Below are 23655 nucleotides of genomic sequence, written 5' to 3'. Positions count from 1 at the left end.
TAGGCCGTTGGGCGACTCGGCTGCCACTCACCGGAGGTCATCATGAAGCTGCATGTTCGTCCGCGCGCCCAACGGGGATTCACCCTGCTCGAATTGCTCGTGGTGCTGGTGGTGCTCGGCCTGCTGGCCGGGATCGTCGCGCCCAAATATTTCGCCCAGCTGGGGCGCTCCGAAGTGAAGGTCGCCAAGGCGCAGATCGAAGGCCTGAGCAAGGCGCTGGACTTGTATCGGCTGGAAGTCGGCCACTACCCGTCCACCGAACAAGGCCTGCAGGCGTTGGTGACCGCGCCGAGCGACGAGGCGAAATGGACCGGCCCGTACTTGCAGAAGAAACTCCCGCAGGACCCGTGGGGCCGCAACTACACCTACCGCTACCCCGGCGAAAACGCCGAGTACGACCTGCTGTCGATGGGCAAAGACGGCCAGCCTGGCGGCGAAGGCGAAAACGCCGAAATCACCAACTGGCAATGAGCGGAGCACCGGGCATGCGTTTTCATTTGAAGGCAGTGGGCAAGGCCGGCGTGGTGTCGCTGAACATCGAGGCACCCGGTCACAGCGAAGCGCGGCGCATCGCCGAGGATCAGGGCCTGCGCGTGGTCAGCCTGCACGCCGAGCGCCACTGGCGCTCGTTGCGCCTGAGCCAGCGTGAGACCTTCAATCTGGTGCTGTTCAGCCAGGAACTGACCACGTTGCTCAACGCCGGCCTGCCGCTGATCGATGCACTGGAAAGCCTGGCGGAAAAAGAAACCGCCCCCGCTGCGCGCAAAACCCTGAGCGAGCTGGTGCGGCTGCTGTACGAGGGCAAGTCGTTCTCCCAGGCGTTGGCCCAGTTGTCGGCGGTCTTCCCGCCGCTGTACGTGGCGCTGGTACAGTCCAGCGAGAAAACCGGCGCGGTCGGCGATGCGCTGGGGCGTTATGTCAGCTATCGCCAGCGCATGGACGAGGTGCGGCAGAAGATCGTCAGCGCCTCGATCTACCCGTTGTTGTTGCTGGTGGTCGGCGGTGGCGTGGTGCTGTTTCTGATGGGTTACGTGGTGCCACGCTTCAGCCTGGTGTTCGAAGGGCTGGGCTCGAACCTGCCGTGGCTGTCGCAGATGCTGATGAGCAGCGGCATGTTCCTGCACGCGCATCAGGGTGAGTTCTTCGGGATTCTGGCGGCGATCATCACCGCCCTCGCCGTGTTGCAGAAACAACCGGCATTCCGTCGCGGGCTGGATCGGCTGGTGGAAAAACTCCCCGCAGTGCACCAGCGGATCTTCATGTATGAGCTGGCGCGGTTTTATCGCTCGCTGGGCATTCTGCTGCAAGGCGGGATTCCGCTGGTGACAGCCATGGGCATGGTGCGCGGCCTGCTCACCGTGGCCTCGCGGGCGCGGCTCGACCAGGCCTGCGAGCGAGTGCGCGAGGGGCAGTCGTTGTCCACTGCGCTGGAGCTCAATCGACTGGTGACGCCCGTGTCCCTGCGCCTGCTGCGCGCCGGCGAGCAGTCCGGCAACCTCGGGCAAATGATGGAACGCAGCGCCGATTTCTACGACGAGGAAATCAGCCGCTGGATCGAGTGGTTCGTGCGGCTGTTCGAACCGCTGCTGATGACCTTCATCGGCCTGTTGATCGGGGTCATCGTGATCCTGATGTACATCCCGATCTTCGAACTCGCTTCAAGCATTCACTGACCCCGGGAACGGGTCGACTCAAGCGCAACACTGCAGATCCAGGTTCCCAATCAAGACAACAAAGACGGAGAACGATATGCACATTCAAAAGCTCATGCTCGCAATGGCCATCGGCGCAGTCCTGTCGGCGTCTACCGTATTGATCCCGGACAACCTGTCCGGGGTGTCCAGCGTTCAGGCCAAGGAAGGTGGAAGTGGGGGTGGAGGAAGCGGTGGTGGCGGGAGTGGTGGTGGAGGCGGAAATGGCGGTGGCGGCGGTGGCAACGGAGGCGGTGGCGGTGGTAGCGGTGGCGGAAATGGGGGCAATGGCGGTGGCCACGGTGGTAGCGGCAGTGGTGGCAACAGTGGCAGTGGCGGCAGTGGCGGCGGTGGAAACAGCGGCCACAGCGGCAGCGACCATGGTTCGGGCCATTCTGGCGACAGCGCCTCTTCAGGACGCAACGGCACCCACGCCGAAGCGGGTGATGATCATGGGGTTCATCGGGCAGGCGAAGTAGGCGATGACCATGGGGTCCATCGGGCCGGAGAAGTCGGTGATGACCACGGCGTACACCGCGCTGGAGAAATCGGTGATGATCGCGGCGTGCACGTCGGCGGCGAGCCGGGCGATGACAAGCGCGCCAACTAAATCACCTTGAAACGCAACACCTGTGGGAGCGAGCTTGCTCGCGAAGGCGCCAGTACGCACAACCTCTTCGCTGGCAGACAGAAAGCTTTCGCGAGCAAGCTCGCTCCCACACTGTTTTTCAGCGGCTACAAAATCGCTTGTGTCTTATCCAGCCGCTCACGCAAAAACTCGATCAACGCCTGCACCGGCCGCGACGCCTGGCGGTGCTGCGGGTACACCGCCGACAGAATCAACGGCTCCGGGCGCAAATCATCCAGCACCGGAACCAGCCGCCCGTCCTTCAATGCCGCGCCGACAATGAATGTCGGCAGGTAAGTAATCCCCATCCCCGCCACCGCCGCATCCCGCAGCAACTCACCGTTGTTGACCCGCATCCGTCCGGTGACATTCACCAGTTGCGGCTTGCCCTGCCCCGCATTGAACCTCCACTGCACCGAACGCCCGTGACCGTAAGGCAGGCAGTCATGGCTGAGCAGATCCTCCGGTTTGACCGGCGTGCCGCGCTCGGCCAGATACGCAGGACTGGCGCAGTACACCCGCTCGATGGCGGCAATGCGTCGCGCAATCAGGGTCGAGTCTTCCAGCACGCCGATGCGCAGCGCCAGGTCGTAGCCTTCTCCGAGCAAGTCCACCGGCCGGTCGCTCAGATCGACCTCCACCGTCACCTCGCGATAACGCTGCAGGAACAGCGGCAGCAGACAACCCAGGTGCGCCACCGCGAACGACAGCGGCGCGCTCACACGAATCGTTCCGCGCGGCTCGGCGGTCTGCCCGGCGATGCCCTGCTCCACCTGTTCGACTTCGCTCAATAGCCGCAGCGCCGATTCGTAATAGCTCTGGCCCAGCGGTGTCACGTCCAGGCGTCGGGTCGAACGGTTGAGCAATCGCACGCCGAGGCGCTCCTCCAGTTGCATCAACCGACGGCTGACGAACTGCTTGGACAGGCCCAACTGATCGGCCGCCGCCGTGAAGCTGCCGGAGTCCATCACCTGGCAAAAAATACGCATGTCTTCGAACGGGTTCATTGTCACTCTCTGGTTGACAGTTAAACGCTTTATAGCCGCTTTTTCACTTTCCGGCACCTCATTAATCTGTGCTCAAGGTGTTGCTGAGGCCTGAAGCCCAGCGCCACAGCAGCCCGATCCCAAGGCATACAAAAACTCAAACGACTTAAAAGGAATTGCACATGAACATCAAGAAAACCCTCGCCGCTTCCCTCCTCGCCCTGTCCATCGGCAACGCATTCGCCGCCGAAGGCACTGGCGTCGAACACAACACCCAGGCCTTCCTCGATGCCCTCGCCGCCGGCGGTGGCAAACCACTGGAGCAACTGAGCCCGAAAGACGCCCGTGCGGTGCTGACCGGCGCCCAGGCTTCGGTGAAGGTCGACCTGTCCGGTGTTGAAGTCAGCGACAAGGCGATCAAGGTCGATGGCCAGACGATCAACCTGAAAGTGGTGCGCCCGGCCAAGGTCAAGGGCGAGCTGCCGGTGTTCATGTTCTTCCACGGTGGCGGCTGGGTGCTGGGCGATTTCCCGACACACCAACGCCTGATTCGTGATCTGGTGGTGGGTTCTGGCGCGGTCGCGGTGTACGTCGATTACACGCCATCGCCGGAAGCGCAGTATCCGACCGCGATCAATCAGGCTTACGCTGCGACGAAATGGGTGGCCGAGCACGGCAAGGACATCGGCGTCGACGGCAAGCGCCTGGCGGTGGCCGGCAACAGCGTCGGCGGCAACATGGCAGCGGTCGTGGCGCTGATGGCCAAGGAACAGAAAACCCCGGCCCTGCGCTTCCAGTTGCTGATGTGGCCGGTGACCAATGCCGGGTTCGATAACGGCTCTTACCAGCAGTTCGCCGAGGGCCACTTCCTCACCAAGGGCATGATGCAGTGGTTCTGGGACAACTACACCACCAACCCGGCCGAGCGTGCACAGATCCATGCCTCGCCGCTCAACGCCAGTGCCGAACAGCTCAAGGGCCTGCCCGCCGCGCTGGTGCAGACTGCCGAGTTCGACGTGCTGCGCGACGAAGGCGAAGGCTACGCCCGCCACCTCGACGCCGCCGGTGTGCCGGTGACCTCGGTGCGCTACAACGGGATGATTCATGACTTCGGCCTGCTCAACCCGCTGAACGGGATACCTGAAGTGAAGGCCGCCGTGCGCCAGGCCGCGGCGGAACTGAAGACCCATCTGAACTGAGTCCAGCCACTCGCCACACCTTCGGGTGTGGCGTTTTCTTTTGTGCCCGCCGGAGTTCATTCCATGAGCCTTTTTTCTGCCCACCTGTTGTCCTGGAGTGCCCTGCTGCTGGTGCTCGACGCCCTGCTCTGGCATCTCGTCCCGTTCAAGCATCGCGCACAACGGGTCGGTGTGCGGCTGGTGCTGTTTCTGGCCTTCAGCGCGCTGATCATCAATGCCGGCGTCAGCCCGTTGCAGGCGCCATTGTTTGCCGATGATCAGGTGGCGCAACTGGGGGCGACGGCGCTGGGGATTCTCTGGTGGCTGTACGCCGCGCGGGCATTGACCGAAGTGATCGGTCTGATTCTGATGCGGCGCATCGGCCACAGCGGTCGTTTGTTGCAGGACGTGATCGGTGCACTGGTGTTTCTGGCGGCCATCGTCGCGGCGGCCGGTTACGTGCTGGAGCTGCCGGTCAAAGGCCTGCTCGCCACCTCCGGGGTATTCGCCATCGTCGTCGGTCTGGCGCTGCAAAGCACCTTGGCCGACGTGTTCTCGGGCATCGTGCTCAACACCACCAAGCCGTATCAGGTGGACGATTTCGTGGTGATCGACGGCGTCGAAGGCAAGGTGCTCGACATCGACTGGCGCGCCACTCACCTGCTGACCAGCGCCGGCACCCTGGCCGTAGTGCCGAACTCGGTGGCGGCCAAGGCCAAGATCGTCAACCTCAGCCGTCCGAACAACCTGCACGGCGTGTCGATCAGCATCAAGGTGCCGAACCACATTCGCCCGCGCCGGGTACTCGACGCCCTCGACCGCACCTTGCAAGGCAGCAGCAGTCTGTTGCTGTCGCCTGCGCCGAAAGCGCTGTTGAAAGAGGCCGGCGAAGACATGTCGGAATACGTGGCCAGCGGATTCATCGCTGAACTGGGCAAGAAAGGCGAAGTGCGCAATCAACTGTTCGACCTCGCCCACCGCCATCTCGAAGCGGCCGGTATTTCGCGCCATCCGGACGGCGTGATCGAACCGTCGACCCGCGCCCGTGCCTTGCTCGATGAAGTGAAAATCTTCCGCTCGCTGAGCCATGAAGAACGCGATCGCCTCGCCGAATCGATGGTCGCTCAGCAGTACAGCGCCGGGCAGGTGGTGCTCGGTCTGGAGGAAGTCCCGGACAGCCTGTTCGTGATCGCCACCGGCGTGGTCAGCGCCAGCGTGCCGGACGGCAACGGCTTTACCGAGGCCGGGCGCATGGGGCCGAGTGAAGTCATGGGTGAACAGAGCATTCTGGCGGATACACCGTCGCAGGCGACGTTCACGGCGCTGACGTCTTCGATCATTTATCGCCTCGACAAGAACCTGACCCGCCAGTGCATGGAACAGCGCAGCGAAGTCGGCCAGGCGTTGAACAAGTTGCAGGCGGTAAGGCAGCAGAACAGTCGGCTGGCGTTGATGGCCAAGCCTTTGCCGGTTCGCAAGGGCGGTTTTTTGGGGTGGTTGCAAAAGCGTTGAGCCCTTTTCGGCAGACAAAAAAATGCCCGCTCTTCAGCGGGCATTTTTCTTCAACCCATTACTTGGCAGTGAACTTGGTGTAGCTGTTGATCAGGTTGCGATAGTTCGGCAGGCGTTCCGACAGCAGATTCGCCAGGCCTTCCATATCGTTGCGCCAGTCAACCTGCAGCTCGCACGCCACCGCGAACCAGTTCAGCAGGTGTGCACCGGCGGCCGACATGCGCGCCCAGGCAGCTTGCTGCACGGTGGTGTTGAAGGTGCCGGAAGCATCGGTCACTACAAACACTTCAAAACCTTCAGCGATGGCCGACAGGGTCGGGAACGCCACGCACACGTCAGTCACCACACCGGCGATGATCAATTGCTTGCGGCCGGTGGCCTTGATCGCCTTGACGAAGTCTTCGTTGTCCCAGGCATTGATCTGGCCAGGGCGGGCAATGAACGGCGCGTCCGGGAATTGTGCTTTCAGCTCAGGCACGATCGGGCCGTTCGGGCCGCTGTCGAAGCTGGTGGTGAGGATGGTTGGCAGTTTGAAGAACTTGGCGATGTCGCCCAGGGCCAGCACGTTGTTCTTGAACTCGTTCGGCGAGAAATCCTGCACCAGCGAGATCAGACCGGTCTGGTGGTCGACCAGCAGCACCACGGCGTCGTCTTTGTTCAGGCGTTTGTAAGGAACGTTGCTCATGTGAAACTCCTCGGGGATGGGTGATGCGGCAAGCGCCGGCCACGAAGACCGGCGCCGTTTACGGGATCAGAAAGCGAAGCAGGAACAACCGAACGCGCCCCAGAAACCGGCGAAGTCGCTGACCGGGGCATTCGACATCCGGGCTTTTTCATGGCTGTGGGTATGCACCGCGCACGGGCCGCTGCACTGGTGCACCTGGGCCTGCAATGGCGAATTCGGACGCCAGTGGCCAGGGACTTTCACCACTGGCGACCAGTCCGGCAGCACCGGCAAGGCGCGCGGGCCGAGGTCTTCGAAGTCGCCGGCGGAGTAAACGATCTTGCCGCCGACCACGGTCAGTACCGACTCGATCCACTTGATCGCTTCTTCTTCGACATGGAAGAAGTCCGCACTCAGTGCCGCCAGATCCGCCAGTTGCCCGACCTTGATCTGGCCCTTCTTGCCCTGCTCGGACGAGAACCAGGCGCTGCCGTGGGTGAACAGTTCGAGCGCGGTGGTGCGAGGCAAGCCCTCTTCGTACAGCGCCAGACCGCCAACGGTACGACCGCTGACCATCCAGTACAGCGAAGTCCACGGGTTGTAGCTCGATACCCGGGTGGCATCGGTGCCCGCGCCGACCGGCACGCCTTCGGCGAGCATGCGTTTGATCGGTGGCGTGGCTTCGGCGGCTTGCTTGCCGTAGCGATCGACGAAGTATTCGCCCTGGAACGCCATGCGATCCTGAATCGCGATGCCGCCGCCCAGCGCCCTCACCCGCTCGATGTTCTGCGGAGTGATGGTTTCGGCGTGGTCGAAGAACCATGGCAAGCCGTTGAACGGGATGTCGCGATTGACCTTCTCGAACACATCCAGCATGCGGCTGATCGATTCGTTGTAGGTGGCGTGCAGACGGAACGGCCAGCGCTGCTCGACCAGGTGGCGCACCACCGGCTCCAGCTCCTGTTCCATGGTCTGTGGCAGGTCCGGGCGCGGTTCGAGGAAGTCTTCGAAGTCCGCTGCCGAGAACACCAGCATTTCGCCAGCGCCGTTGTGACGCAGGAAGTCATCGCCCTGATGCAACTTGACGCTGCCGGTCCAGTTCTGGAAATCGGTCAGCTCTTCTTTGGGCTTCTGCGTGAACAGGTTGTAGGCGATGCGCACGGTCAACTGGTCGTCTTTGGCCAGTTGTTCGATCACCTGATAATCGTCCGGGTAGTTCTGGAAACCGCCGCCGGCATCGATGGCGCTGGTCAAGCCGAGGCGATTGAGTTCGCGCATGAACTGGCGGGTCGAGTTGACCTGATATTCCAGCGGCAGCTTCGGCCCCTTGGCCAGGGTCGAGTACAGAATCATCGCGTTCGGCCGCGCCACCAGCATGCCGGTCGGGTTGCCGTTGGCATCGCGCACGATCTCGCCACCCGGCGGGTTCGGCGTGTCGCGGGTGTAGCCGGCGACGCGCAACGCGGCGCGGTTGAGCAGCGCGCGGTCATACAGGTGCAGGATGAACACCGGGGTGTCCGGCGCGGCCTGGTTGATTTCTTCGAGGGTCGGCATGCGTTTTTCGGCGAACTGGAATTCGTTCCAGCCACCCACCACGCGCACCCATTGCGGGGTCGGCGTGCGGTCGGCCTGATCCTTGAGCATGCGCAGCGCATCGGCCAGGGACGGCACACCTTCCCAGCGCAGTTCGAGGTTGTAGTTCAGGCCGCCACGAATCAGGTGCAAGTGCGAGTCGTTGAGGCCGGGAATCACGCAGCGGCCCTTGAGATCGACCACCTGGGTGCCGGCACCGCGCAGGGCCATGGCCTGCGTATCGTTACCGACGACGACAAAGCGTCCGTCCTTGATCGCCACGGCACTGGCGAGAGGTTTTTCGCGGTCTACCGTATGAAATTGGCCATTGAACAGAATCAGATCGGCGTTCATCGCAGTTCCTTCGAGATAAGTGAAACGAAGCCAGTACCCGCCACTTCAGCGCGGCGGATTGGCGTTGGATTCCAGGTGTTCATGGGACTGACTGGCCGCCAGCCATGGAGCGAACAGACGAGTCGCGGCCGGCATGCACACGTAGACCACCGACACCACGATGGTCAGGGTGATCAGGAACGTGGCGACCACATAGTTGGAGAGAAACCCGTTGAGTTTGAGCAACGGCCCCCAGATCAAGGGCACCAGCAAGGTGTGTGGCAGGATCACGAAAAGTGAGACCACTGCCTGCTTCCAGCGTGGCGGCGGCGTGGCTGCATCGACCAGTGGCGTGAACCAGAATTCGTTGGCCGCATTGACCTCGGTCTGGTCGCCGTCGGCGAGCATCGGTGCAGCCTCTTCGATCAATGCCTGACGCTGCGGGGAGTCGAGCCAGCGCTGCATCGCTTCGGTCGAGCAATAACGCAGCACGCAGGTGAACAGTGCGAGGCCACCCTGTTTGCTGCGCATCACGTCCACGCCCAGGTGCCCTTCTTCGCGCCCCGCCACGCTGACGATATTGCGCAGCCAGGCTTCGTAGGGCTGCTCGAAACCGGCCTTGACCCGGTGCTTGACGATCAGCGTCACGGTTTCTTCGGTTCCCGGTTTTCTCAGGGACTGGGTATCAGGCATAGCGAAGCACTCCGGGCAAACGGGCATTGAGCGCCAGCCGTCCGGGCCCGGCGATCAGAACAGTGGTGAAGAGGATCAACAGCAACCAGCCGAACTGCCCTTCGGCCACACTCCATTGCGGATGCACGAGCAGCAGCGCCACCAGCAGCACAAACAGAATAGGCAAGCACGCCAATCTCACCAGTAACCCGGCGACGATCAGCAGCGGACAGAGGACTTCGGCGAAGATCGCCAGGATCAACGTGAGGTGGGCACCGAGGTGAAACGGGTCTTCGATCAGCTGCAGCTGCGCAGTGAAGTCCAGCAGCTTGGGCAAGCCGTGGACGAACAGCAGAAACAACCCGCCGGTGACCCGCAGGAACAGCAGGCCGAGGTCTTGCGCCTGGTCATTGCGTTGTACAGCGTTCATGGGCCCATCCTTGATCAATCATTGCAGGCAATGGTGCAACGATTGATCGGGGGGAAATTGGATGGGTGTGCTCTCTTTGCGAGAACACGCAGAACGCGCGAGCGACACAAGTTGTTGTGGGAGCGGGCTTGCTCGCTCCCACAGGGTTATGAGGCGATGAACGAATTGTGTTTCAGGTCTTGTTACGCCGGAATATCCAGCGACGCCGACATGAACTGACTGATCCGCGAGCGCAGCCATTTCTCCGCCGGATCATTGTCGTGCACCCCGCTCCACGCCATCGACAGTTGCGCCGCATCGATCGGGAACGGTGGATCTTCAGCCCGCAACGCACAGCCTTCGACCAACGCACACGCGGCGTAATCCGGCACGGTGGCGATCATCTCGGTGCCCGCGAGCAAGGCGCGCAAACCGCTGAACTGCGGCACACCGAGCACTACGCGGCGACTGCGGCCGACCTTGGCCAGGTCCACATCGATGTTGCCGCTCAGGTCACCCGAGAACGACACCATTGCATGAGGCCGCTCGCAGTATTCGTCGAGGGTCAGCGGGCCCGGACGGTTATCACCGCGCAGGACCTTGCAGGGAATGTCGCGCAGTTTCTTGCGCTTGGCGTTGGCCGGCAGATCGGTGGTGTAGCTCACGCCGACGGAGATTTCCCCGGATGCCAGCAATGTCGGCATCAACAGATAGTTGGCGCGGCGCACCACAACCACGATCCCCGGTGCCTCTTCCTGCAACTGGCGCAATAGCGGCGGGAACAGACCGAACTCGGCGTCATCCGACAGGCCGATGCGGAACACGTCGCAACTGGTGGCCGGATCGAATTCCTTGGCCCGGCTGACCGCGCCGGAAATCACGTCCATCGCCGGTTGCAGTTCCTGAAGAATCGCCAGAGCCCGCGCTGTCGGTTCCATGCCGCGACCGTTGCGCAGCAGCAGCGGATCGTCGAACAGATCGCGCAGGCGGCCCAGTGCGGCGCTCACCGCCGGTTGGCCCATGAACAGTTTTTCGGCGACGCGGGTCAGGTTCTTTTCGAACATCAGCGCTTCGAAAATCACCAGCAGGTTCATGTCGACGCGGCGCAGATCGTTTCGGTTCATGGGCGTGTTTTCCTTTTGGGCCAGGCGCAAGTGCTACGCACTTTACTTGATCGGCGGCCATTCGAAATCAGCTTTGGCGGCGGAATTAACAACGTTTAACTCGTCAGCTTTCGCCCCTCGCCAAACAATGAATCCCTCTGCGCAGCGTTGTTTTATTGACCTGAGGGAAAGCGCTGACCGTGCCTTCCCCCCTCGACACGGACATTGGCCATGGCTCACTCACAGCAAACCGTCGCCCTCGCCCCTGCCAGCGAACCCCGCAAAACCAGTACCGGCGGCCTCAGCCCGCAGCGCGAGCGGCTGGTGAAACAACTCATCCTCGAACGCCTCGGCGACAGCCTTGAAGTGACCGAACTGGCGAGCGCCTGCTCACTCTCTCGCAGTCACTTTTCCCGGGCGTTCAAGTGCAGCACCGGGCTCTCGCCACAAGACTGGATTCGCACCCAGCGGATCGCCCGGGCCAAGCTGTTGATCCAGCACACCAACCACAGCCTCACGCAGATCAGCCTGGAATGCGGCTTCTGCGATCAGGCACACTTCTGCCACATCTTCACCCGCAGCGAAGGGATCAATCCGTTTGCGTGGCGGTGTCAGGTCATGAAAAACCGCTGAGGCGCTTTCATTCCCGCGCCATTCGCTGAGCCAGTCGCGCCACCCGTTCACCCAGGTGTGCGGCGGTCAACTGGTCTTCCAGCGGAGGTGCCTGTTCGGGCGGTTGCTCGACCGAGGATTGGGACATGGCACCGAGGGAGCTGCCGAGGCGATTCAACTGGCCGTCAAAAACACCTTTGCGTGCACGCGCCGGCAACAGATCGAGCCCGACCCAGATCATCGAATGCTGGGCCGCAAACACCGCCATTTGCAGCAGGGTGTTGAGTTTGTCGCCACACAGGCTGCCGGAGTTGGTGAAGCCCGCCGCGAGTTTGTCGCGCCACGGCCGGGCGAGGTAGAAGGATGCCGTGGACTCCATGAACTGCTTGAAGGCCGCCGAAGCGCTGCCCATATAGGTCGGCGCGCCGAAGATGATGGCGTCGGCGAGGTGCAGGTCATCCCAGTGGGTTTCCACGTCTTCCACCGCCAGCAACAGGCAAGTGCTGCCCACGTGGCGCTCCACACCTTGGGCCACAGCCTGGGCCATGACGCGGGTGTGCCCGTAGCCACTGTGATAGACCACCACTACCTTGCTCATCGCAGCGTCCTCCGGACGTATGCACTCCATTGCCTTGGAGTTTTAGCTCTAGCGCGGGCGCGGACGAGTTAATCGTTGTTAATTTTTTCCGGCCGTCGGGCGAACGGGCACAGGTTCCGGCCTTTAAATACAGTGGTTATTGCAGCAGGCGACGCCCCGTGTGCAAGCGATTGCCCTTTGTACACGTTGCGTCGACGACCGATCATGAGGAATATGCCCGGATACTGCGGATCAGACGGCTTGCGTGCCCCTCAAGTTGTTGACCGCCCTGCCCGTCACGGATTCTTCACCCCGACGGACCAGGATCATAAAAAAGATCCAAGGAGTGAGCGGTTGAGTCTTTCCCCGAATCAGGCCATCAGTTTCGGCCCCTATCGGATCCACCCCGGCCAGCGGCTGGTGCTTGAAGGCGACCAGCCTTTGCGCCTGGGTCGGCGTGCCATGGATATTCTGCTGATCCTGCTGGCCAACGCCGGCGAGGTGATGAGCAAGCAGCAATTGATCGCCGGGGTCTGGCCGGACAGCGTGGTGGAAGACATCAATCTGCGGGTGCACATGGCGGCGCTGCGCAAGGCCCTCGGCGACGGTCAGGCCGGGCAGCGCTACATCGTCACGGTGGCGCAGCGCGGATACAGTTTCGTCGCGCCGATCCTGCTGCAATCCATCGAACAACGCCCCGCCGCCGCCAACCCGGGCCGGCACAACCTGCCGCTGCGCCGCACGCGGATGATCGGGCGCCAGTCGGTAGTCGACAGCCTGATGACGCAACTGCCGCGCCAGCGCTGCATCACCTTGGTCGGCCCCGGCGGCATCGGAAAGACCACCGTGGCCCTGCGCGTCGCCGAACAGTTGATCGGCCGCTATCGCGACGGTATTCGTCTGCTGGATCTGGCACCGCTCAACGATCCGGGCTCTATCTGCTCGCACCTCGCCGCCCTGCTGGATCTGTCACTGCACGACAATGAACCAATGGCCTGTCTGATCAACAGCTTGCGCGAGCGGCAGCTGCTGCTGGTGATCGACAACTGCGAGCACTTGATCGACGCCGTAGCGCTGCTCGGCGAAAGTATTCTGCGCGGCGCGCCGCAGGTACACATTCTGGCCACCAGCCGCGAAAGCCTGCGTGCCGAGGGCGAGTACGTACAACGTCTGGAATCTCTCGACTGCCCGCCGCCGATTGCGGTGCTCGATCGTGATCAGGCGATGGGGTTTTCCGCGCTGCAACTGTTCGTCGAACGGGCGATGGCCGCACACGAGCATTTCGAACCGGACAACGCCGACCTGCCCTTGATCATCGAAATCTGTCGGCGGCTGGATGGCATCCCGTTGGCGCTGGAACTGGCCGCTGCGCAGGTGGCGAGCCTTGGTCTGGACGGTTTGCTGAGTCAGCTTCAGGGGCGCTTGCCGACCGGCAATCAGACTCATCTTGGTCGACATGAAACCCTGCGGGCCACGCTGGACTGGAGCTTCAATCTGCTCAACGGCTGCGAACAGACCGGCCTGCGCCGACTGGGTGTGTTTCGTGGTGCGTTCACACTGGAATCTGCGGCGGCGGTCATCGTCGGCCAGCATATCGAGCCGGGCGAAGTGTTCGCCTCGATCACGCAACTGGTCGCCAAATCGCTGCTTAACGTCGAGGTCGGCGATGAGGAGGTGTTCTATCGCCTGCTCGATACCACCCGCCGCTATGCCCTGGAAAAACTCGATCAGGCCACCGAACTCGGCGAAACCCGCGAACGTCATGCCGAACGCTGCCTGGCGCTGATGCATCAGGCCCAGGCCGATTGGGAGAACACGCCGACCGCCGTCTGGATCGAGCGCTACGCCCGAGGCCTCGAAGACCTGCGGGCGGCGCTGGAGTGGACACTGAACGATGAAGGTTCGCGTCATCTTGGCGTGCGACTGACGGCGACGTCGGCGCCGTTGTGGCAGGAATTGTCCCTGCTCAAGGAGTACGGCGTGCATGTGCGCCGGGCACTTGAATTGCTGGAGTCCTCCGTAGAATCTTGCCCGCGGCTGGAAATCGCCTTGAAACTGGCCCTCGGCAGCGCCTGCTATCACACCTGGGGCGGTACACCGGAAACCATCGAAGCCTTCGTCAGCGCCCGACGGCTGGCGCAACAGCACGACGACATGGCCGGCCAATTGCGCGCCGTGTCGGGACACATGGCGGTCAACCTCAGTTGCGGCCATTACCGGATGGCGCTGGAGCAAAGCGAACAATTCGAAAGCCTCGGCCTGCATGGCGATGCACAGTTGTCCTTGAGTACCCATCGTTTGCGGGTGCTCGCGTTGCATTACGCCGGCGATCAGCATCAGGCGCGGATCCACGCCGAACAGGTAATCCAGCGCATGGCCCACAGCGGCCACCTCAACCGTTTCACCCACGGTTTCGGCGTGCAATACGATCAGAGCGTCGCCTCGCTGACTGTCCTCGCCCGGGTGTTATGGCTGCAAGGTTTTCCCGAGCAGGCCTGGCGCACGGCACGGCAGGCACTGGATATCGCGGTGCAGATCAACCATGGCACGTCGATCTGTTACACCCTGGCCCTCGCTTCGTGCCTGATCGCCCATTACAACGGCAACGTGCAGAACGCCCGCGCGCTGCTGCAACTGTTGCTGGAACAGGCGCAGAAGCATTCGGTGCTGCTGTTCTACACGTGGGCGCGGCACTATGCGCAGGTGATCGACGCCGATAGAGCCCCCGCCATCCCACCTGCCGATAGCGGTCTGGTCAGGGAAATCATGGTCACGCTGGATCCGGGTTTCGTTGATGACGCCTTGCTGGAACGGGCCCAGAGCGGCGCGGCTGGCTGGAGCACGGCGGAGATTTTACGGGCCCGGGCCGAGCGATTGCTGGCCGCTGAATCGCCCTGTCATCACACGGTCGAAAGCGCTTTGCAGGAGTCCCTTGCGATTGCGCGGACGCAAGGCGCCTTGGCCTGGGAACTGCGCAGCGCGACGTCGCTGGCCCGGTTGTGGCAACGCCAGTCGCGCTATCGTGAGGCGCTTGAATTGCTCACTCCGATCTACCAGCGCTTCACCGAAGGCTACGCCACCCCGGACTTGCGCAAGGTGCGTTTACTGCTCGACGAATTGCGCGGTCAGTCTGCTGCTTGAGGCTGGCCGGGTGCGGCCCAGGTAGCGCGCGTGCCGACGCTCGACATCATTCAGTTCGCCGCCCTGTTCCAGCCGTTCGCGGGCATAGCGGCGCGTGGTGTTGAGCATTCGATAGCGCAGTGTTCCGCTGGATCGATCCGTTGTCAGTAACGATTTGGCCGCCAGCTGTTCAACTACTGACACCAGCATCGAAGGTGGCAGTTGAGCGCAACTGATCACGCCGATGGCGGCATCCAGGGTGAATGCCATCTTGAACACCGACAAGCGTTGCAGCACACGCTGTTCCTGCTTGCTCAAGCGCTGATAGCTCCAGTCCAGTGCGGCGCACATTGACTGATGGCGTGGCACGGCGGTCCGGCGGCCGTGACTCAAGACTTGCAGACTGTGGTCCAGTTGCGCCTGCATGCCGACCAACGCCAGTGCATCGATCTGCGCCGCTGCCAGTTCGATCGCCAGCGGCAGGCCGTCGAGCCGTCGACAGATATCGCGCACGGTTTCCAGATCCTGCTCACGCAAATGGAAACCGTGCTGACGCGCACGGGCGCGACTGACAAACAGTTGCACCGCCGAGTAACCCATGACCTCGTCAACGCTGTTGAGCGCCGAGGCTTTGGGAACGGTCAGGGGCGGCAGTGGCTGCAGGACTTCCAGACCGAGACGCAACGGCTCGCGGCAGGTGGCCAGGATCGACAGACGGGGCGCGGCGTCGAGCAGAGTTTGCAGCAGGCTCCGGCAGGCTTCGTGCAGGTGCTCGCAGTTGTCCAGCACCAGCAAGGCGTGACGCGCTGACAGTGTGGGGAAATCGATGTCGAGGGTTTTCAGCAGATGATCGAGAAGCGGGATGTCTTCGTCGATCAGCGACAGGTCCACCTGCCACACGCCGTCACGAAAATGTTGCAGCAGCAGTTCGGCTGCGCGCAGTGCCACGGTACTTTTGCCGACGCCGGCAGGCCCCGTCACCGTTATCAGTCGGGACAGCGGCAGTTGCCGCACCAGACCGCCGACCAGCGAATCACGACCCGTAACAGGGGTCAGCCGTGCGGGCAGATTATGCTGTGGCACTTGCAGACTTTCGAACACCACTTGCGCGACGCTGTCACCCTGCACCGGCGCAACGAAGCTGTACCCGCATTGCGGCACGTTGACGATGTAGCGCTGCCCGCTCTCGCCATCGCCGAGGGCCCGGCGCAACGCCGCGATGTGCACCCGCAGATTGATCTCTTCGACCACCGAGTCCGGCCACACCAGCGCGATCAATTGCTCTTTGCTCACCACTCGCCCGGCGCGCTCGACCAGCACTTGCAGAATGTCCAGCGCACGACCGCCCATGCGCAGTTGCCGATCCCCTTCGAGGATCAGCCGTTGGCGCAAGTGGAACGCGTACGGTCCGAAACGCAGGACCGACGCCGAGCTCAATTCGTCGAGGCTGTTCATGTCCGTTATCTTGGCAGGCCTCGATGACGGTACAACCACCACACGGGGCCCGGCACGGACATCCGCATGCCCGTAACGGACAAAACCGCTCTAGCTGAACTGTTCGCGGTACTGGGACGGGGTCAGCCCGAGTTTTTCGCCGAACAGAAAACGCATGTGCCGCACGCTGCCGAAACCGCTTTTGTAGGCGACGGTCTTCAACGGCAGATCGCTGGTTTCCAGCAGATTGCGCGCGCAATCGATGCGTGCACTCTGCAGGAACTCCATGGGCGTCATGTTGACCTCGCGGGCGAACACCCGGGCGAAATGGCGAGCGCTCATGTTCGCAAGGCCTGCCATGCGTTCGATGGTGAAGCTTTCTTCAAGGTGTTCCAGAACGTGATTCTGTACCCGGGTGATGGGCGTTTCCTGAGGCGAAACCGCCGCCATCAACGGACTGAATTGCGCCTGTCCGCCCTGGCGCTTCATCACCACCAACAGCACTTTGGCCACGTCCTGGGCGAGCTTCTTGCCATGATCGCGGGCTACCACCGACAGCGCCAGATCGATACCGGCGGTGACGCCACCAGAGGTGATCAGGTTGCGGTCTTCGACAAAGATCTGGTCGGTGGCGACATCCGCCTTCGGAAAGCCTTTGATCAAACGCTCTGTGTAATTCCAGTGGGTGGTCACGCGGTAGCCGTCGAGCAATCCAGCGTAACCCAGTACAAAAGCTCCCGTGCAAATCGAGCCGTAGCGCTCGGCACGACCCACCGCGCCTTGCAGCCAGGCCAGCAACGGCGGACATTTTTCGTTGTAGGCTCCGGGGCCGCCCGGCACCAGCAGCAGGTCATAGCGCTCGCCGGCTTCGTCGATATGCCGGTCGGTATGCACCAGCACGCCGTTGGAAGCGCGCAGCGGCCCGCGCTCAGTCCCCAAGAGCGTCAGTTGATAGTGGTCGTCCGGCTTCAGGTATCGGTTGGCAACTGAAAACACTTCCAGCGGCCCGGCCATATCGAGCAGTAGAAACTCGGGAAACAACACCATTGCCACGGTTTTCATGAGCAGACATCACTGAAATCAATGAAAGGTTATAAGTTGCCGCATTATGGCCAAGTACAACGCAAACGTAGAAAAAGAATGCGTGAACTGACGCACATTACTGTCAACCCTGAGGGGACAGTATTTCAGTTTTCACCTACTTATTGCACATCAGAGTAACCAGTAACCTTCTCCTCACTCGGACGAATCAACGTCCTGAAAGGAGATTTCATCATGCTGACCCTTCGCAAAGCTTCCGACCGTGGTCTGGCCAATCATGGCTGGTTGAAGTCGTTCCACACCTTTTCTTTCGCCAGCTATCGCGACCCGCGTGAGCAGGGTTTCTCCGACCTGCTGGTGATCAACGATGACCGCGTCGCCGCTGGCAAAGGCTTCGGCCAGCACCCGCACCGCGACATGGAGATTTTCTCCTATGTGCTCGAAGGCGCGCTGGAACACAAGGACACCCTCGGTACCGGTTCGGTCATCCGCCCTGGAGACGTGCAACTGATGAGCGCCGGCAGTGGCGTGGCCCACAGCGAGTTCAACCACTCGGCGACCAAGCCTGTGCACTTCCTGCAGATCTGGATCGTGCCGGACGTGAGCGGCGCAAAACCGCGCTATCAACAGGAGCACTTCAGCGAACAGAAAAAACGCGGTCGCCTGCAATTGATCATCTCGCCCGAAGGCAGCCACGGCTCACTCAAAGTTCGCCAGGATGCACGGGTGTATGCCGGACTGTTCGATGGCCAGGAAAGCGCCACACTCGAACTGCCTGCAAACCGCTATGCCTACGTGCACGTTGCTCGCGGCAGTGTTGAACTGAACGGCGTTCAACTGAAGGAAGGCGATGGCGTACGGGTTCGCGAAGAACAGGCTCTGACCCTGAGCAATGGCCAGGATGCCGAAGTACTGGTGTTTGATCTGCGGCCACAGGAGTTGCCGGAAATGCCATGAAGCAGTCTGGTTTTCATCGCGCACAAAAAACGGCCTTCGTTGAAGGCCGTTTTTCATTCTGCGGACAAGGTTGTCGAAACTGCCGGTACATTATTTCCAGCCTCCCTTACTGACTGGACCATTGCCAGGGTGGTCTGCATCGTCACAAGCACATTTGACTGATTCGCGTAGTAGGAGCCTACAAGAATGGCAACCATCCCCAGAAAATGAACGGTAGTCGCTGCCCAGTAGTTCGCCTTGATTGTCGAGACCATTCTCATTGACTCGTCCAATCGCTCCATAGCCCGGTCCGAGCGAGCCGCCATGGACGCATAACGTGCATCACGCTCAAGGTGAGCCTTTTCTTGCTCCAGACGGAGTTTCTCCTGGGACTTCTCGCGTTCCTGCCAGGCCTTCCTGGATTCTTCTTCTCTTTCCAGTCGTGCTTTTTCCCTCTCCTGCCGAATCTCCTCCAGATGCCGCTCCCTGGCCAGACGCACTTCTTCCTGAGCCTCCTCTCGCTTCAGCCAATCTTCTTGCCGAGCCGTCTCTTCCTTCAGCCATTCCGCTTGTCGAGCCTTCTCGTCCTTCCGCCAATCCTCTTGCCGAGCCTTCTCGTGCTTCCGCCAATCCTCTTGCCGAGCCTTCTCGTCCTTCCGCCAATCCTCTTGCCGAGCCTTTTCTCGCTCCAGCCGCACATTTTCCTGGATGCACTCCTGCTCCAGTCGTGCCCTGTCTCGCTCGGCCTGCTCGATGAGAAACCCATCGATTTTCGCGGACATCGACTCGATCCGTGCATCGATTCTGGTCTCGATGATCTCGATTCTGGCGCTGAATTCGTCTCGCGTTATGTAGTTCATAGATTCCGCACTGTCCGTTTGCCCGACCATGCCACCTGTTTGAAATTGGCTGAATTCCCTTGCAATCAACTCCACACCTCTGACGTTTATCAATACTTCCCTGATTGATGACCCTGGAGTGCTTTGCCTGCTCGCCCAAGGTTTGAAAAACGATAGAACTCGGGCAAAAAACTGACAAGACAGCGGATTCTGGCGCGGATGTAGGCAATGTCGCCGGTTTACGTAGCCGTCCTACACGATCTGAATGAGCTATTCGTTTTCCAGCGCAAACGCCTCGACAATCTGCTCGATCACCGCCCTCACCCGCGCCGTATGGCGCAAATCCGCATGGGTCACCAGCCACACCTCATAGGGAAGCAGTCGCGTACGCCCCGGCCAGAGCCTGACCAAGCCATCGCGTTCTCCCATGTATATCGGAATTTCTCCTACACCGAGACCGGCCGCAATCGAGCGTCGTATCAACAGGCTGGAGTTCAGACTTGCGACAATACGCCCGCAATTCACAGGCTCGCCTGCCAGGGTGATCTCCTTGTTGCCTTGCAGGTACGGTTGGTAGACCACCAGATCGTGGCCCTCGAACGCGGTGCCTGGCGTTGGCACGCCATGGACATCCACATAGGCCTGAGATGCGAACACTCCCACCGGCCAGCGCGCGAGGCGCCGGGCGATCAGGTCAGGGTTTTCCGGTCGGGCGTTGCGTACGGCAATGTCAGCCTCGCGCTTGGCCAGGTTGAGCATCTGCGTGGAGGCGTCCAGTTGCACACGCACGTCAGGGTGTTGCCCATGCAAGCGCGCGATGGCCGGGATCAGGAAGTCGATGGCCAGCGAATCGGTGGTGCTGACCCGCACGTTTCCGGTCAGGCGATCATCCAGGCCCTGGATCTGCCGCTCCAGCTCCAGCGCCGAGTGCTCCATTTTCTCGACTGCCTTGAGGGCGGCTTCGCCCATTGCAGTCAGTGCATATCCCTCGGAAGTCCGCAGGAACAACGTGGCATTCAGCGACTTTTCCAGTGCCGCAATACGCCGCCCGACCGTGGCCTGGTCTACCCTCAATACTCGCGCGGCACCGCGTAATGTCGACTCGCGGCAGACCGCCAGAAACACCCGTGCATCATCCCAGTTCATGTTGTCCTCTCACGATGCAAAATCGCATCAGCAGCAAGCAAAATCGCTGCATTTATGCAGCCACGATAGCCGATATGCTGGACGTCATGAACCTTTCACGGTGCCAAACGCCCCAAAGCACGACAGGAACCGACATGACTTTGCCCACTGAAATGACCCGCATCGAAATCACCGAGCCTGGTGCTCCCGACGTCCTGCAACCTCGGCGCGTGCCGCTGCCGGTAGTCGCACAGGGCGAGCTGCTGATCCGCGTGCACGCTGCCGGCATCAATCGGCCGGACGCCTTGCAACGCGCCGGCAAGTATCCGATGAGACCCGGCATGAACCCGATTCCCGGCCTGGAAGTGGCTGGAGAAGTCGTGGCACTGGGTGCTGGTGTCAGCACTTTTGCCCTGGGCGACAGGGTTTGCGCGCTGACCAATGGTGGTGGTTATGCCGAATACTGCACCGTTCCGGCGGGCCAGACTCTGCCGATCCCGGACGGAATGGATTGGGTCAAGGCCGCGGCGATCCCCGAAACCTTTTTCACGGTATGGGCCAACCTGTTCGGTCTCGGTGGTGCCAGCCGTGGCCAGCGCGTGTTGATTCACGGTGGCACCAGCGGCATCGGAACTACCGCACTGATGCTGTGCCGCGAGTTCGGCATCGAAGCCTTCGCCACCGCCGGCAGCGCCGACAAATGTGAGGCTATCCGTGCATTGGGCGGTGAGCCGATCAACTATCGCGAGCAGGATTTCGCGGCCGTGATTGCCGAGAAAACCAACGGCCAGGGCGTCAATGTGATCCTCGACATCATGGGCGGCTCGTATCTGAACGCCAACCTCGACGCCCTGGCAATGGATGGCCGTGTGGTGATGTTGGGTTTCCTTGGCGGTGCCCGTGCCAACGACGTCGACCTGCTGACCATTCTCGGCAAACGCGCCGTGGTCACCGGTTCCTTGTTGCGCGCTCGCACTTCTGCGGAAAAAGCGGCCATCGCCGATCAATTACGCGAGCATGTCTGGCCGGTATTGGCCGCCGGGCGTTGCCTGCCGATCATCGACAAGGTTTACCCGCTCACCGACGCGGCCCGGGCCCACGCGCACATGGAGGCAGGCGATCACATCGGCAAGATTGTGCTCAACGTGGCATGAGTCACAGCATCGTTTTGTAAAAATTGCTGGCGGGCGACGGTCGAAATTGTCACGCGGGAACCAAGGCATCTGGTAAAAAGCCTTCTTTGTCCGTGCTGTGGTGAAACCGTCCATGTTCCTTGCCTTCATGACCCGACTCCGACGCCGTCGACTGGCATTCGCTTGCATGGCCGCCCTGATCATCGGCCTGCCGACGAGTTGCGCCGTACTGGAACACACCGAACGCAAGCTGCTGTTTCGCATCGAACCGGGCACAGCCGGCTGGTATCACGGTTTGCCCGGCAGCGTTCAGGAACTGGATCTGAAGCCCAAAAGCTTCAAGGCCGGGCAGAACATTCATGCCTGGTGGTGGCCGGCGGAACGGGCCAATGCCCCCGCCATCCTTTACCTGCATGGCGTACGCTGGAACCTGACCGGGCAACTGTTCCGCATCGAACAGCTGCGCGCGGCGGGTTATTCGGTACTGGCCATCGACTACCGCGGCTTTGGCCAGAGTCATGGTGACTTGCCGTCAGAAAGCACTGTTTATGAGGATGCACGGGTCGCCTGGGAACGCTTCCAGCAACTTCAACCCGACCCGGGCAAACGCCTGATCTATGGTCATTCCCTCGGCGGTGCCGTCGCCATCGACCTTGCCGCCGAACTGGGCCGGGACGCCGCCAGAAACCATACGCCGCTGCCGGTCCGGGGCCTGGTGATCGAGTCCACCTTCACGTCACTGGCCGACGTCGCTGCGGCGGTGGCCAACACGTCCCTGCCCGTCCGCTGGTTGTTGTCGCAGAAGTTCGACTCCATCGACAAGATTGCCGACATCCATATGCCGTTGCTGGTGGTGCACGGTCTGGCCGATGCGTTTGTGCCGTCACGCTTCAGCGAACAACTGTTCGCGGCCGCCAGCCAACCCAAGCGATTGCTGTTGGTGCCCGGCGGGACGCACAACAACAGCATGGCATTGGGCGGACAAAACTATCGCAAGGCGATAGATGCCTTGATGCAAACCAAACCTGCCGCACGCGTCGCAGGCGCAACGTTGTTGCAAGGCGCGCGCGACTCCTGAAGACAGAGACCATTGGTCATCCCGACGTAAATAATTGCCACACTGACTGGCATTCCTTCGATCCAAGGCTTTGCTGGATGGAGTCAATCCATGACGCAGCTTCGGCACACCCGGCCGCGCTGCGTTTCACTGCCTGTTCGGGAGCACCACCATGAAAATCAACCCGTACCTGATCTTCAACGGCGACTGCCGTGCCGCCTTCACGTTTTACGAACAATGCCTTCAAGGCAAGCTCGAGGCGATGATGACGTTCGGCGAAACCCCTGCCGCCGAGCACGTGCCGAGGGAGCACCACAACCTGATCATTCATACCTGCCTGAAGGTGGGTGACCAGATGATCATGGCTTCAGACACTACGCCCGACCGCCCGACCCAAGGCATGAGCGGTTGCTCTATTTCCCTGAACGTGGACACCGTCGCCGAAGCTGAAAGAGTCTTCAATGCCCTGGCCAAGGACGGTCGGGTGGACATGCCACTGGAGGCCACGTTCTGGGCCGCACGTTTTGGCATGCTGGTGGATCGCTTTGGCGTGTCGTGGATGGTCAATTGCGAAAGCGACAAGTGAAGCAACCATTGCACCAGACATGAAAAAGCCCGACCTCTTCAGGTCGGGCTTTTTGTTTATCGCTGAGCCAGTTCATGTCTCACGCATTGTTCGTAATAGGTCTGCTTGACGGCTGCGGGCTTGAGACGCGAGGTACTGTTGTAGGTTTGTTCCGTGATACCCATCGCGGTCATGCGCATCCACGGCTGCTGAAACTTGCGCACCTGCAAGCGCTTGCGGGCGCCATAAAGGGAAATCCCCGACAGCTTCGATTGCTGCGCGCCGGCCGCGATGTCCGAACCCCAGGTACAAGCAAAACGATGGCTCTTGCTCAGTTCCCTCCCCTGGGCCCCCAGCGCGAAAAGAGCCAGGGAAAGCGTTGCAACGGTGATGACAGTCGTCCGCATAGGGCCAGCCTAACCTTTTGAAAAAAGGCGAGTTTGCCGGTGCCGGAGAGATTCGGGGGCC

23 protein-coding genes are annotated in these 23655 nt (G+C 61.4%); 11 read left to right on the top strand and 12 right to left on the bottom strand.

Annotation, left to right across the window (positions count from 1 at the left end):
- Positions 1 to 42: 42 nt before the first annotated feature.
- The 3 genes from gspG to CAG02_RS29910 all read left to right on the top strand — a co-directional run bounded on the left by gspG (position 43) and on the right by CAG02_RS29910 (position 2301).
- The gene (gspG, locus tag CAG02_RS26265; protein ID WP_085712061.1) at positions 43 to 471 is read left to right on the top strand and encodes a type II secretion system major pseudopilin GspG; all 429 of its coding nucleotides are present in this window, start codon (positions 43 to 45) and stop codon (positions 469 to 471) included.
- Between the two features lie 14 nt (positions 472 to 485).
- Complete coding sequence (locus CAG02_RS26260) at positions 486 to 1673, top strand: type II secretion system F family protein (protein ID WP_085712060.1); 1188 nt, start codon at positions 486 to 488, stop codon at positions 1671 to 1673.
- Positions 1674 to 1749: 76 nt separating this feature from the next.
- A complete protein-coding gene (locus tag CAG02_RS29910; protein ID WP_085712059.1) occupies positions 1750 to 2301 on the top strand; it encodes a hypothetical protein in 552 nt (183 codons plus the stop codon).
- Between the two features lie 125 nt (positions 2302 to 2426).
- On the opposite strand, the gene CAG02_RS26250 is transcribed toward CAG02_RS29910, so the two are convergent.
- Positions 2427 to 3326 (bottom strand): LysR family transcriptional regulator, encoded by a 900-nt coding sequence (locus CAG02_RS26250; protein WP_085712058.1) that lies wholly within the window; start codon positions 3324 to 3326, stop codon positions 2427 to 2429.
- A 161-nt stretch (positions 3327 to 3487) separates the two neighbouring features.
- On the opposite strand from CAG02_RS26250, the gene CAG02_RS26245 reads away from it, so the two are divergent.
- The gene (locus CAG02_RS26245; protein ID WP_085712057.1) at positions 3488 to 4504 is read left to right on the top strand and encodes an alpha/beta hydrolase; all 1017 of its coding nucleotides are present in this window, start codon (positions 3488 to 3490) and stop codon (positions 4502 to 4504) included.
- 63 nt (positions 4505 to 4567) lie between these two features.
- Positions 4568 to 5995: a mechanosensitive ion channel family protein gene (locus CAG02_RS26240; RefSeq protein WP_085712056.1), complete on the top strand. Its 1428-nt coding sequence runs from the start codon at positions 4568 to 4570 to the stop codon at positions 5993 to 5995.
- A 58-nt stretch (positions 5996 to 6053) separates the two neighbouring features.
- On the opposite strand, the gene ycaC is transcribed toward CAG02_RS26240, so the two are convergent.
- The 5 genes from ycaC to CAG02_RS26215 all read right to left on the bottom strand — a co-directional run bounded on the left by ycaC (position 6054) and on the right by CAG02_RS26215 (position 10769).
- Positions 6054 to 6680 (bottom strand): isochorismate family cysteine hydrolase YcaC, encoded by a 627-nt coding sequence (gene ycaC, locus CAG02_RS26235; protein ID WP_085712055.1) that lies wholly within the window; start codon positions 6678 to 6680, stop codon positions 6054 to 6056.
- A gap of 66 nt (positions 6681 to 6746) precedes the next feature.
- Positions 6747 to 8585: an amidohydrolase gene (locus tag CAG02_RS26230; RefSeq protein ID WP_085712054.1), complete on the bottom strand. Its 1839-nt coding sequence runs from the start codon at positions 8583 to 8585 to the stop codon at positions 6747 to 6749.
- Positions 8586 to 8630: 45 nt separating this feature from the next.
- Positions 8631 to 9257 carry an antibiotic biosynthesis monooxygenase gene (locus tag CAG02_RS26225; RefSeq protein WP_085712053.1) on the bottom strand — a complete coding sequence of 209 codons (627 nt, stop codon included), beginning with the start codon at positions 9255 to 9257 and terminating at the stop codon, positions 8631 to 8633.
- Complete coding sequence (locus CAG02_RS26220; protein WP_085712052.1) at positions 9250 to 9666, bottom strand: DoxX family protein; 417 nt, start codon at positions 9664 to 9666, stop codon at positions 9250 to 9252. Before CAG02_RS26220 ends, CAG02_RS26225 begins: the two co-directional genes overlap by 8 nt.
- A gap of 182 nt (positions 9667 to 9848) precedes the next feature.
- Positions 9849 to 10769 (bottom strand): LysR family transcriptional regulator, encoded by a 921-nt coding sequence (locus tag CAG02_RS26215; protein ID WP_085712051.1) that lies wholly within the window; start codon positions 10767 to 10769, stop codon positions 9849 to 9851.
- 210 nt (positions 10770 to 10979) lie between these two features.
- Between CAG02_RS26215 and CAG02_RS26210 the strand changes: the two genes are divergently transcribed.
- Positions 10980 to 11381 (top strand): helix-turn-helix domain-containing protein, encoded by a 402-nt coding sequence (locus CAG02_RS26210; protein ID WP_085712050.1) that lies wholly within the window; start codon positions 10980 to 10982, stop codon positions 11379 to 11381.
- A 7-nt stretch (positions 11382 to 11388) separates the two neighbouring features.
- Here CAG02_RS26210 and CAG02_RS26205 read toward each other — a convergent pair whose 3' ends face one another.
- Complete coding sequence (locus tag CAG02_RS26205; RefSeq protein WP_085712049.1) at positions 11389 to 11958, bottom strand: flavodoxin family protein; 570 nt, start codon at positions 11956 to 11958, stop codon at positions 11389 to 11391.
- A gap of 333 nt (positions 11959 to 12291) precedes the next feature.
- On the opposite strand from CAG02_RS26205, the gene CAG02_RS26200 reads away from it, so the two are divergent.
- Positions 12292 to 15078 carry a winged helix-turn-helix domain-containing protein gene (locus CAG02_RS26200; RefSeq protein WP_085712048.1) on the top strand — a complete coding sequence of 929 codons (2787 nt, stop codon included), beginning with the start codon at positions 12292 to 12294 and terminating at the stop codon, positions 15076 to 15078.
- Here the strand turns inward: CAG02_RS26200 and CAG02_RS26195 are convergent.
- Together CAG02_RS26195 and CAG02_RS26190 are read right to left on the bottom strand one after the other, a co-directional pair.
- Entirely contained in the window at positions 15040 to 16512 is a 1473-nt protein-coding gene (locus CAG02_RS26195) for a winged helix-turn-helix domain-containing protein (protein WP_085712047.1), read from the bottom strand. The genes CAG02_RS26200 and CAG02_RS26195 overlap by 39 nt on opposite strands.
- Before the next feature lie 90 nt (positions 16513 to 16602).
- Positions 16603 to 17553: a GlxA family transcriptional regulator gene (locus CAG02_RS26190; protein ID WP_085712046.1), complete on the bottom strand. Its 951-nt coding sequence runs from the start codon at positions 17551 to 17553 to the stop codon at positions 16603 to 16605.
- A 213-nt stretch (positions 17554 to 17766) separates the two neighbouring features.
- Between CAG02_RS26190 and CAG02_RS26185 the strand changes: the two genes are divergently transcribed.
- On the top strand, positions 17767 to 18489 hold the full coding sequence (locus CAG02_RS26185; RefSeq protein WP_085712045.1) for a pirin family protein: 723 nt from the start codon (positions 17767 to 17769) through the stop codon (positions 18487 to 18489).
- A 53-nt stretch (positions 18490 to 18542) separates the two neighbouring features.
- On the opposite strand, the gene CAG02_RS26180 is transcribed toward CAG02_RS26185, so the two are convergent.
- Together CAG02_RS26180 and CAG02_RS26175 are read right to left on the bottom strand one after the other, a co-directional pair.
- Complete coding sequence (locus tag CAG02_RS26180) at positions 18543 to 19403, bottom strand: hypothetical protein (protein WP_139831915.1); 861 nt, start codon at positions 19401 to 19403, stop codon at positions 18543 to 18545.
- Positions 19404 to 19577: 174 nt separating this feature from the next.
- A complete protein-coding gene (locus tag CAG02_RS26175) occupies positions 19578 to 20453 on the bottom strand; it encodes a LysR family transcriptional regulator (protein WP_085712043.1) in 876 nt (291 codons plus the stop codon).
- Positions 20454 to 20587: 134 nt separating this feature from the next.
- Between CAG02_RS26175 and CAG02_RS26170 the strand changes: the two genes are divergently transcribed.
- From CAG02_RS26170 to CAG02_RS26160, 3 genes are all read left to right on the top strand, one after another.
- A complete protein-coding gene (locus CAG02_RS26170) occupies positions 20588 to 21586 on the top strand; it encodes an NAD(P)H-quinone oxidoreductase (protein WP_085712042.1) in 999 nt (332 codons plus the stop codon).
- A 112-nt stretch (positions 21587 to 21698) separates the two neighbouring features.
- Positions 21699 to 22643, top strand: coding sequence for an alpha/beta hydrolase (locus CAG02_RS26165; RefSeq protein ID WP_085712041.1), 945 nt, complete (start codon positions 21699 to 21701; stop codon positions 22641 to 22643).
- Positions 22644 to 22794: 151 nt separating this feature from the next.
- Complete coding sequence (locus tag CAG02_RS26160) at positions 22795 to 23208, top strand: VOC family protein (RefSeq protein ID WP_085712040.1); 414 nt, start codon at positions 22795 to 22797, stop codon at positions 23206 to 23208.
- A 56-nt stretch (positions 23209 to 23264) separates the two neighbouring features.
- Here CAG02_RS26160 and CAG02_RS26155 read toward each other — a convergent pair whose 3' ends face one another.
- The gene (locus tag CAG02_RS26155; protein WP_085712039.1) at positions 23265 to 23594 is read right to left on the bottom strand and encodes a hypothetical protein; all 330 of its coding nucleotides are present in this window, start codon (positions 23592 to 23594) and stop codon (positions 23265 to 23267) included.
- Positions 23595 to 23655: the final 61 nt, after the last annotated feature.

The sequence above is a fragment of the Pseudomonas sp. R43(2017) genome, from assembly GCF_002112345.1.
In the GTDB taxonomy this organism is placed as follows: Bacteria; Pseudomonadota; Gammaproteobacteria; order Pseudomonadales; family Pseudomonadaceae; genus Aquipseudomonas; species Aquipseudomonas kribbensis.
Note: the sequence above shows the minus strand (reverse complement) of the source record. Positions and strands in the feature narration are given on the sequence as shown.

What these genes read in the sequence shown, in the direction of transcription:
- CAG02_RS26240 (WP_085712056.1), top strand. Translation starts at nt 4,568, where the DNA reads ATGAGCCTTTTTTCTGCCCACCTGTTGTCCTGGAGTGCCCTGCTGCTG.
- CAG02_RS26215 (WP_085712051.1), bottom strand. Translation starts at nt 10,769, where the DNA reads ATGAACCGAAACGATCTGCGCCGCGTCGACATGAACCTGCTGGTGATT.
- gspG (WP_085712061.1), top strand. Translation starts at nt 43, where the DNA reads ATGAAGCTGCATGTTCGTCCGCGCGCCCAACGGGGATTCACCCTGCTC.
- ycaC (WP_085712055.1), bottom strand. Translation starts at nt 6,680, where the DNA reads ATGAGCAACGTTCCTTACAAACGCCTGAACAAAGACGACGCCGTGGTG.
- CAG02_RS26210 (WP_085712050.1), top strand. Translation starts at nt 10,980, where the DNA reads ATGGCTCACTCACAGCAAACCGTCGCCCTCGCCCCTGCCAGCGAACCC.
- CAG02_RS26250 (WP_085712058.1), bottom strand. Translation starts at nt 3,326, where the DNA reads ATGAACCCGTTCGAAGACATGCGTATTTTTTGCCAGGTGATGGACTCC.
- CAG02_RS26155 (WP_085712039.1), bottom strand. Translation starts at nt 23,594, where the DNA reads ATGCGGACGACTGTCATCACCGTTGCAACGCTTTCCCTGGCTCTTTTC.
- CAG02_RS26165 (WP_085712041.1), top strand. Translation starts at nt 21,699, where the DNA reads ATGTTCCTTGCCTTCATGACCCGACTCCGACGCCGTCGACTGGCATTC.
- CAG02_RS26220 (WP_085712052.1), bottom strand. Translation starts at nt 9,666, where the DNA reads ATGAACGCTGTACAACGCAATGACCAGGCGCAAGACCTCGGCCTGCTG.
- CAG02_RS26170 (WP_085712042.1), top strand. Translation starts at nt 20,588, where the DNA reads ATGACTTTGCCCACTGAAATGACCCGCATCGAAATCACCGAGCCTGGT.
- CAG02_RS26260 (WP_085712060.1), top strand. Translation starts at nt 486, where the DNA reads ATGCGTTTTCATTTGAAGGCAGTGGGCAAGGCCGGCGTGGTGTCGCTG.
- CAG02_RS26230 (WP_085712054.1), bottom strand. Translation starts at nt 8,585, where the DNA reads ATGAACGCCGATCTGATTCTGTTCAATGGCCAATTTCATACGGTAGAC.
- CAG02_RS26225 (WP_085712053.1), bottom strand. Translation starts at nt 9,257, where the DNA reads ATGCCTGATACCCAGTCCCTGAGAAAACCGGGAACCGAAGAAACCGTG.
- CAG02_RS26205 (WP_085712049.1), bottom strand. Translation starts at nt 11,958, where the DNA reads ATGAGCAAGGTAGTGGTGGTCTATCACAGTGGCTACGGGCACACCCGC.
- CAG02_RS26185 (WP_085712045.1), top strand. Translation starts at nt 17,767, where the DNA reads ATGCTGACCCTTCGCAAAGCTTCCGACCGTGGTCTGGCCAATCATGGC.
- CAG02_RS26190 (WP_085712046.1), bottom strand. Translation starts at nt 17,553, where the DNA reads ATGAAAACCGTGGCAATGGTGTTGTTTCCCGAGTTTCTACTGCTCGAT.
- CAG02_RS26245 (WP_085712057.1), top strand. Translation starts at nt 3,488, where the DNA reads ATGAACATCAAGAAAACCCTCGCCGCTTCCCTCCTCGCCCTGTCCATC.
- CAG02_RS29910 (WP_085712059.1), top strand. Translation starts at nt 1,750, where the DNA reads ATGCACATTCAAAAGCTCATGCTCGCAATGGCCATCGGCGCAGTCCTG.
- CAG02_RS26160 (WP_085712040.1), top strand. Translation starts at nt 22,795, where the DNA reads ATGAAAATCAACCCGTACCTGATCTTCAACGGCGACTGCCGTGCCGCC.
- CAG02_RS26175 (WP_085712043.1), bottom strand. Translation starts at nt 20,453, where the DNA reads ATGAACTGGGATGATGCACGGGTGTTTCTGGCGGTCTGCCGCGAGTCG.
- CAG02_RS26195 (WP_085712047.1), bottom strand. Translation starts at nt 16,512, where the DNA reads ATGAACAGCCTCGACGAATTGAGCTCGGCGTCGGTCCTGCGTTTCGGA.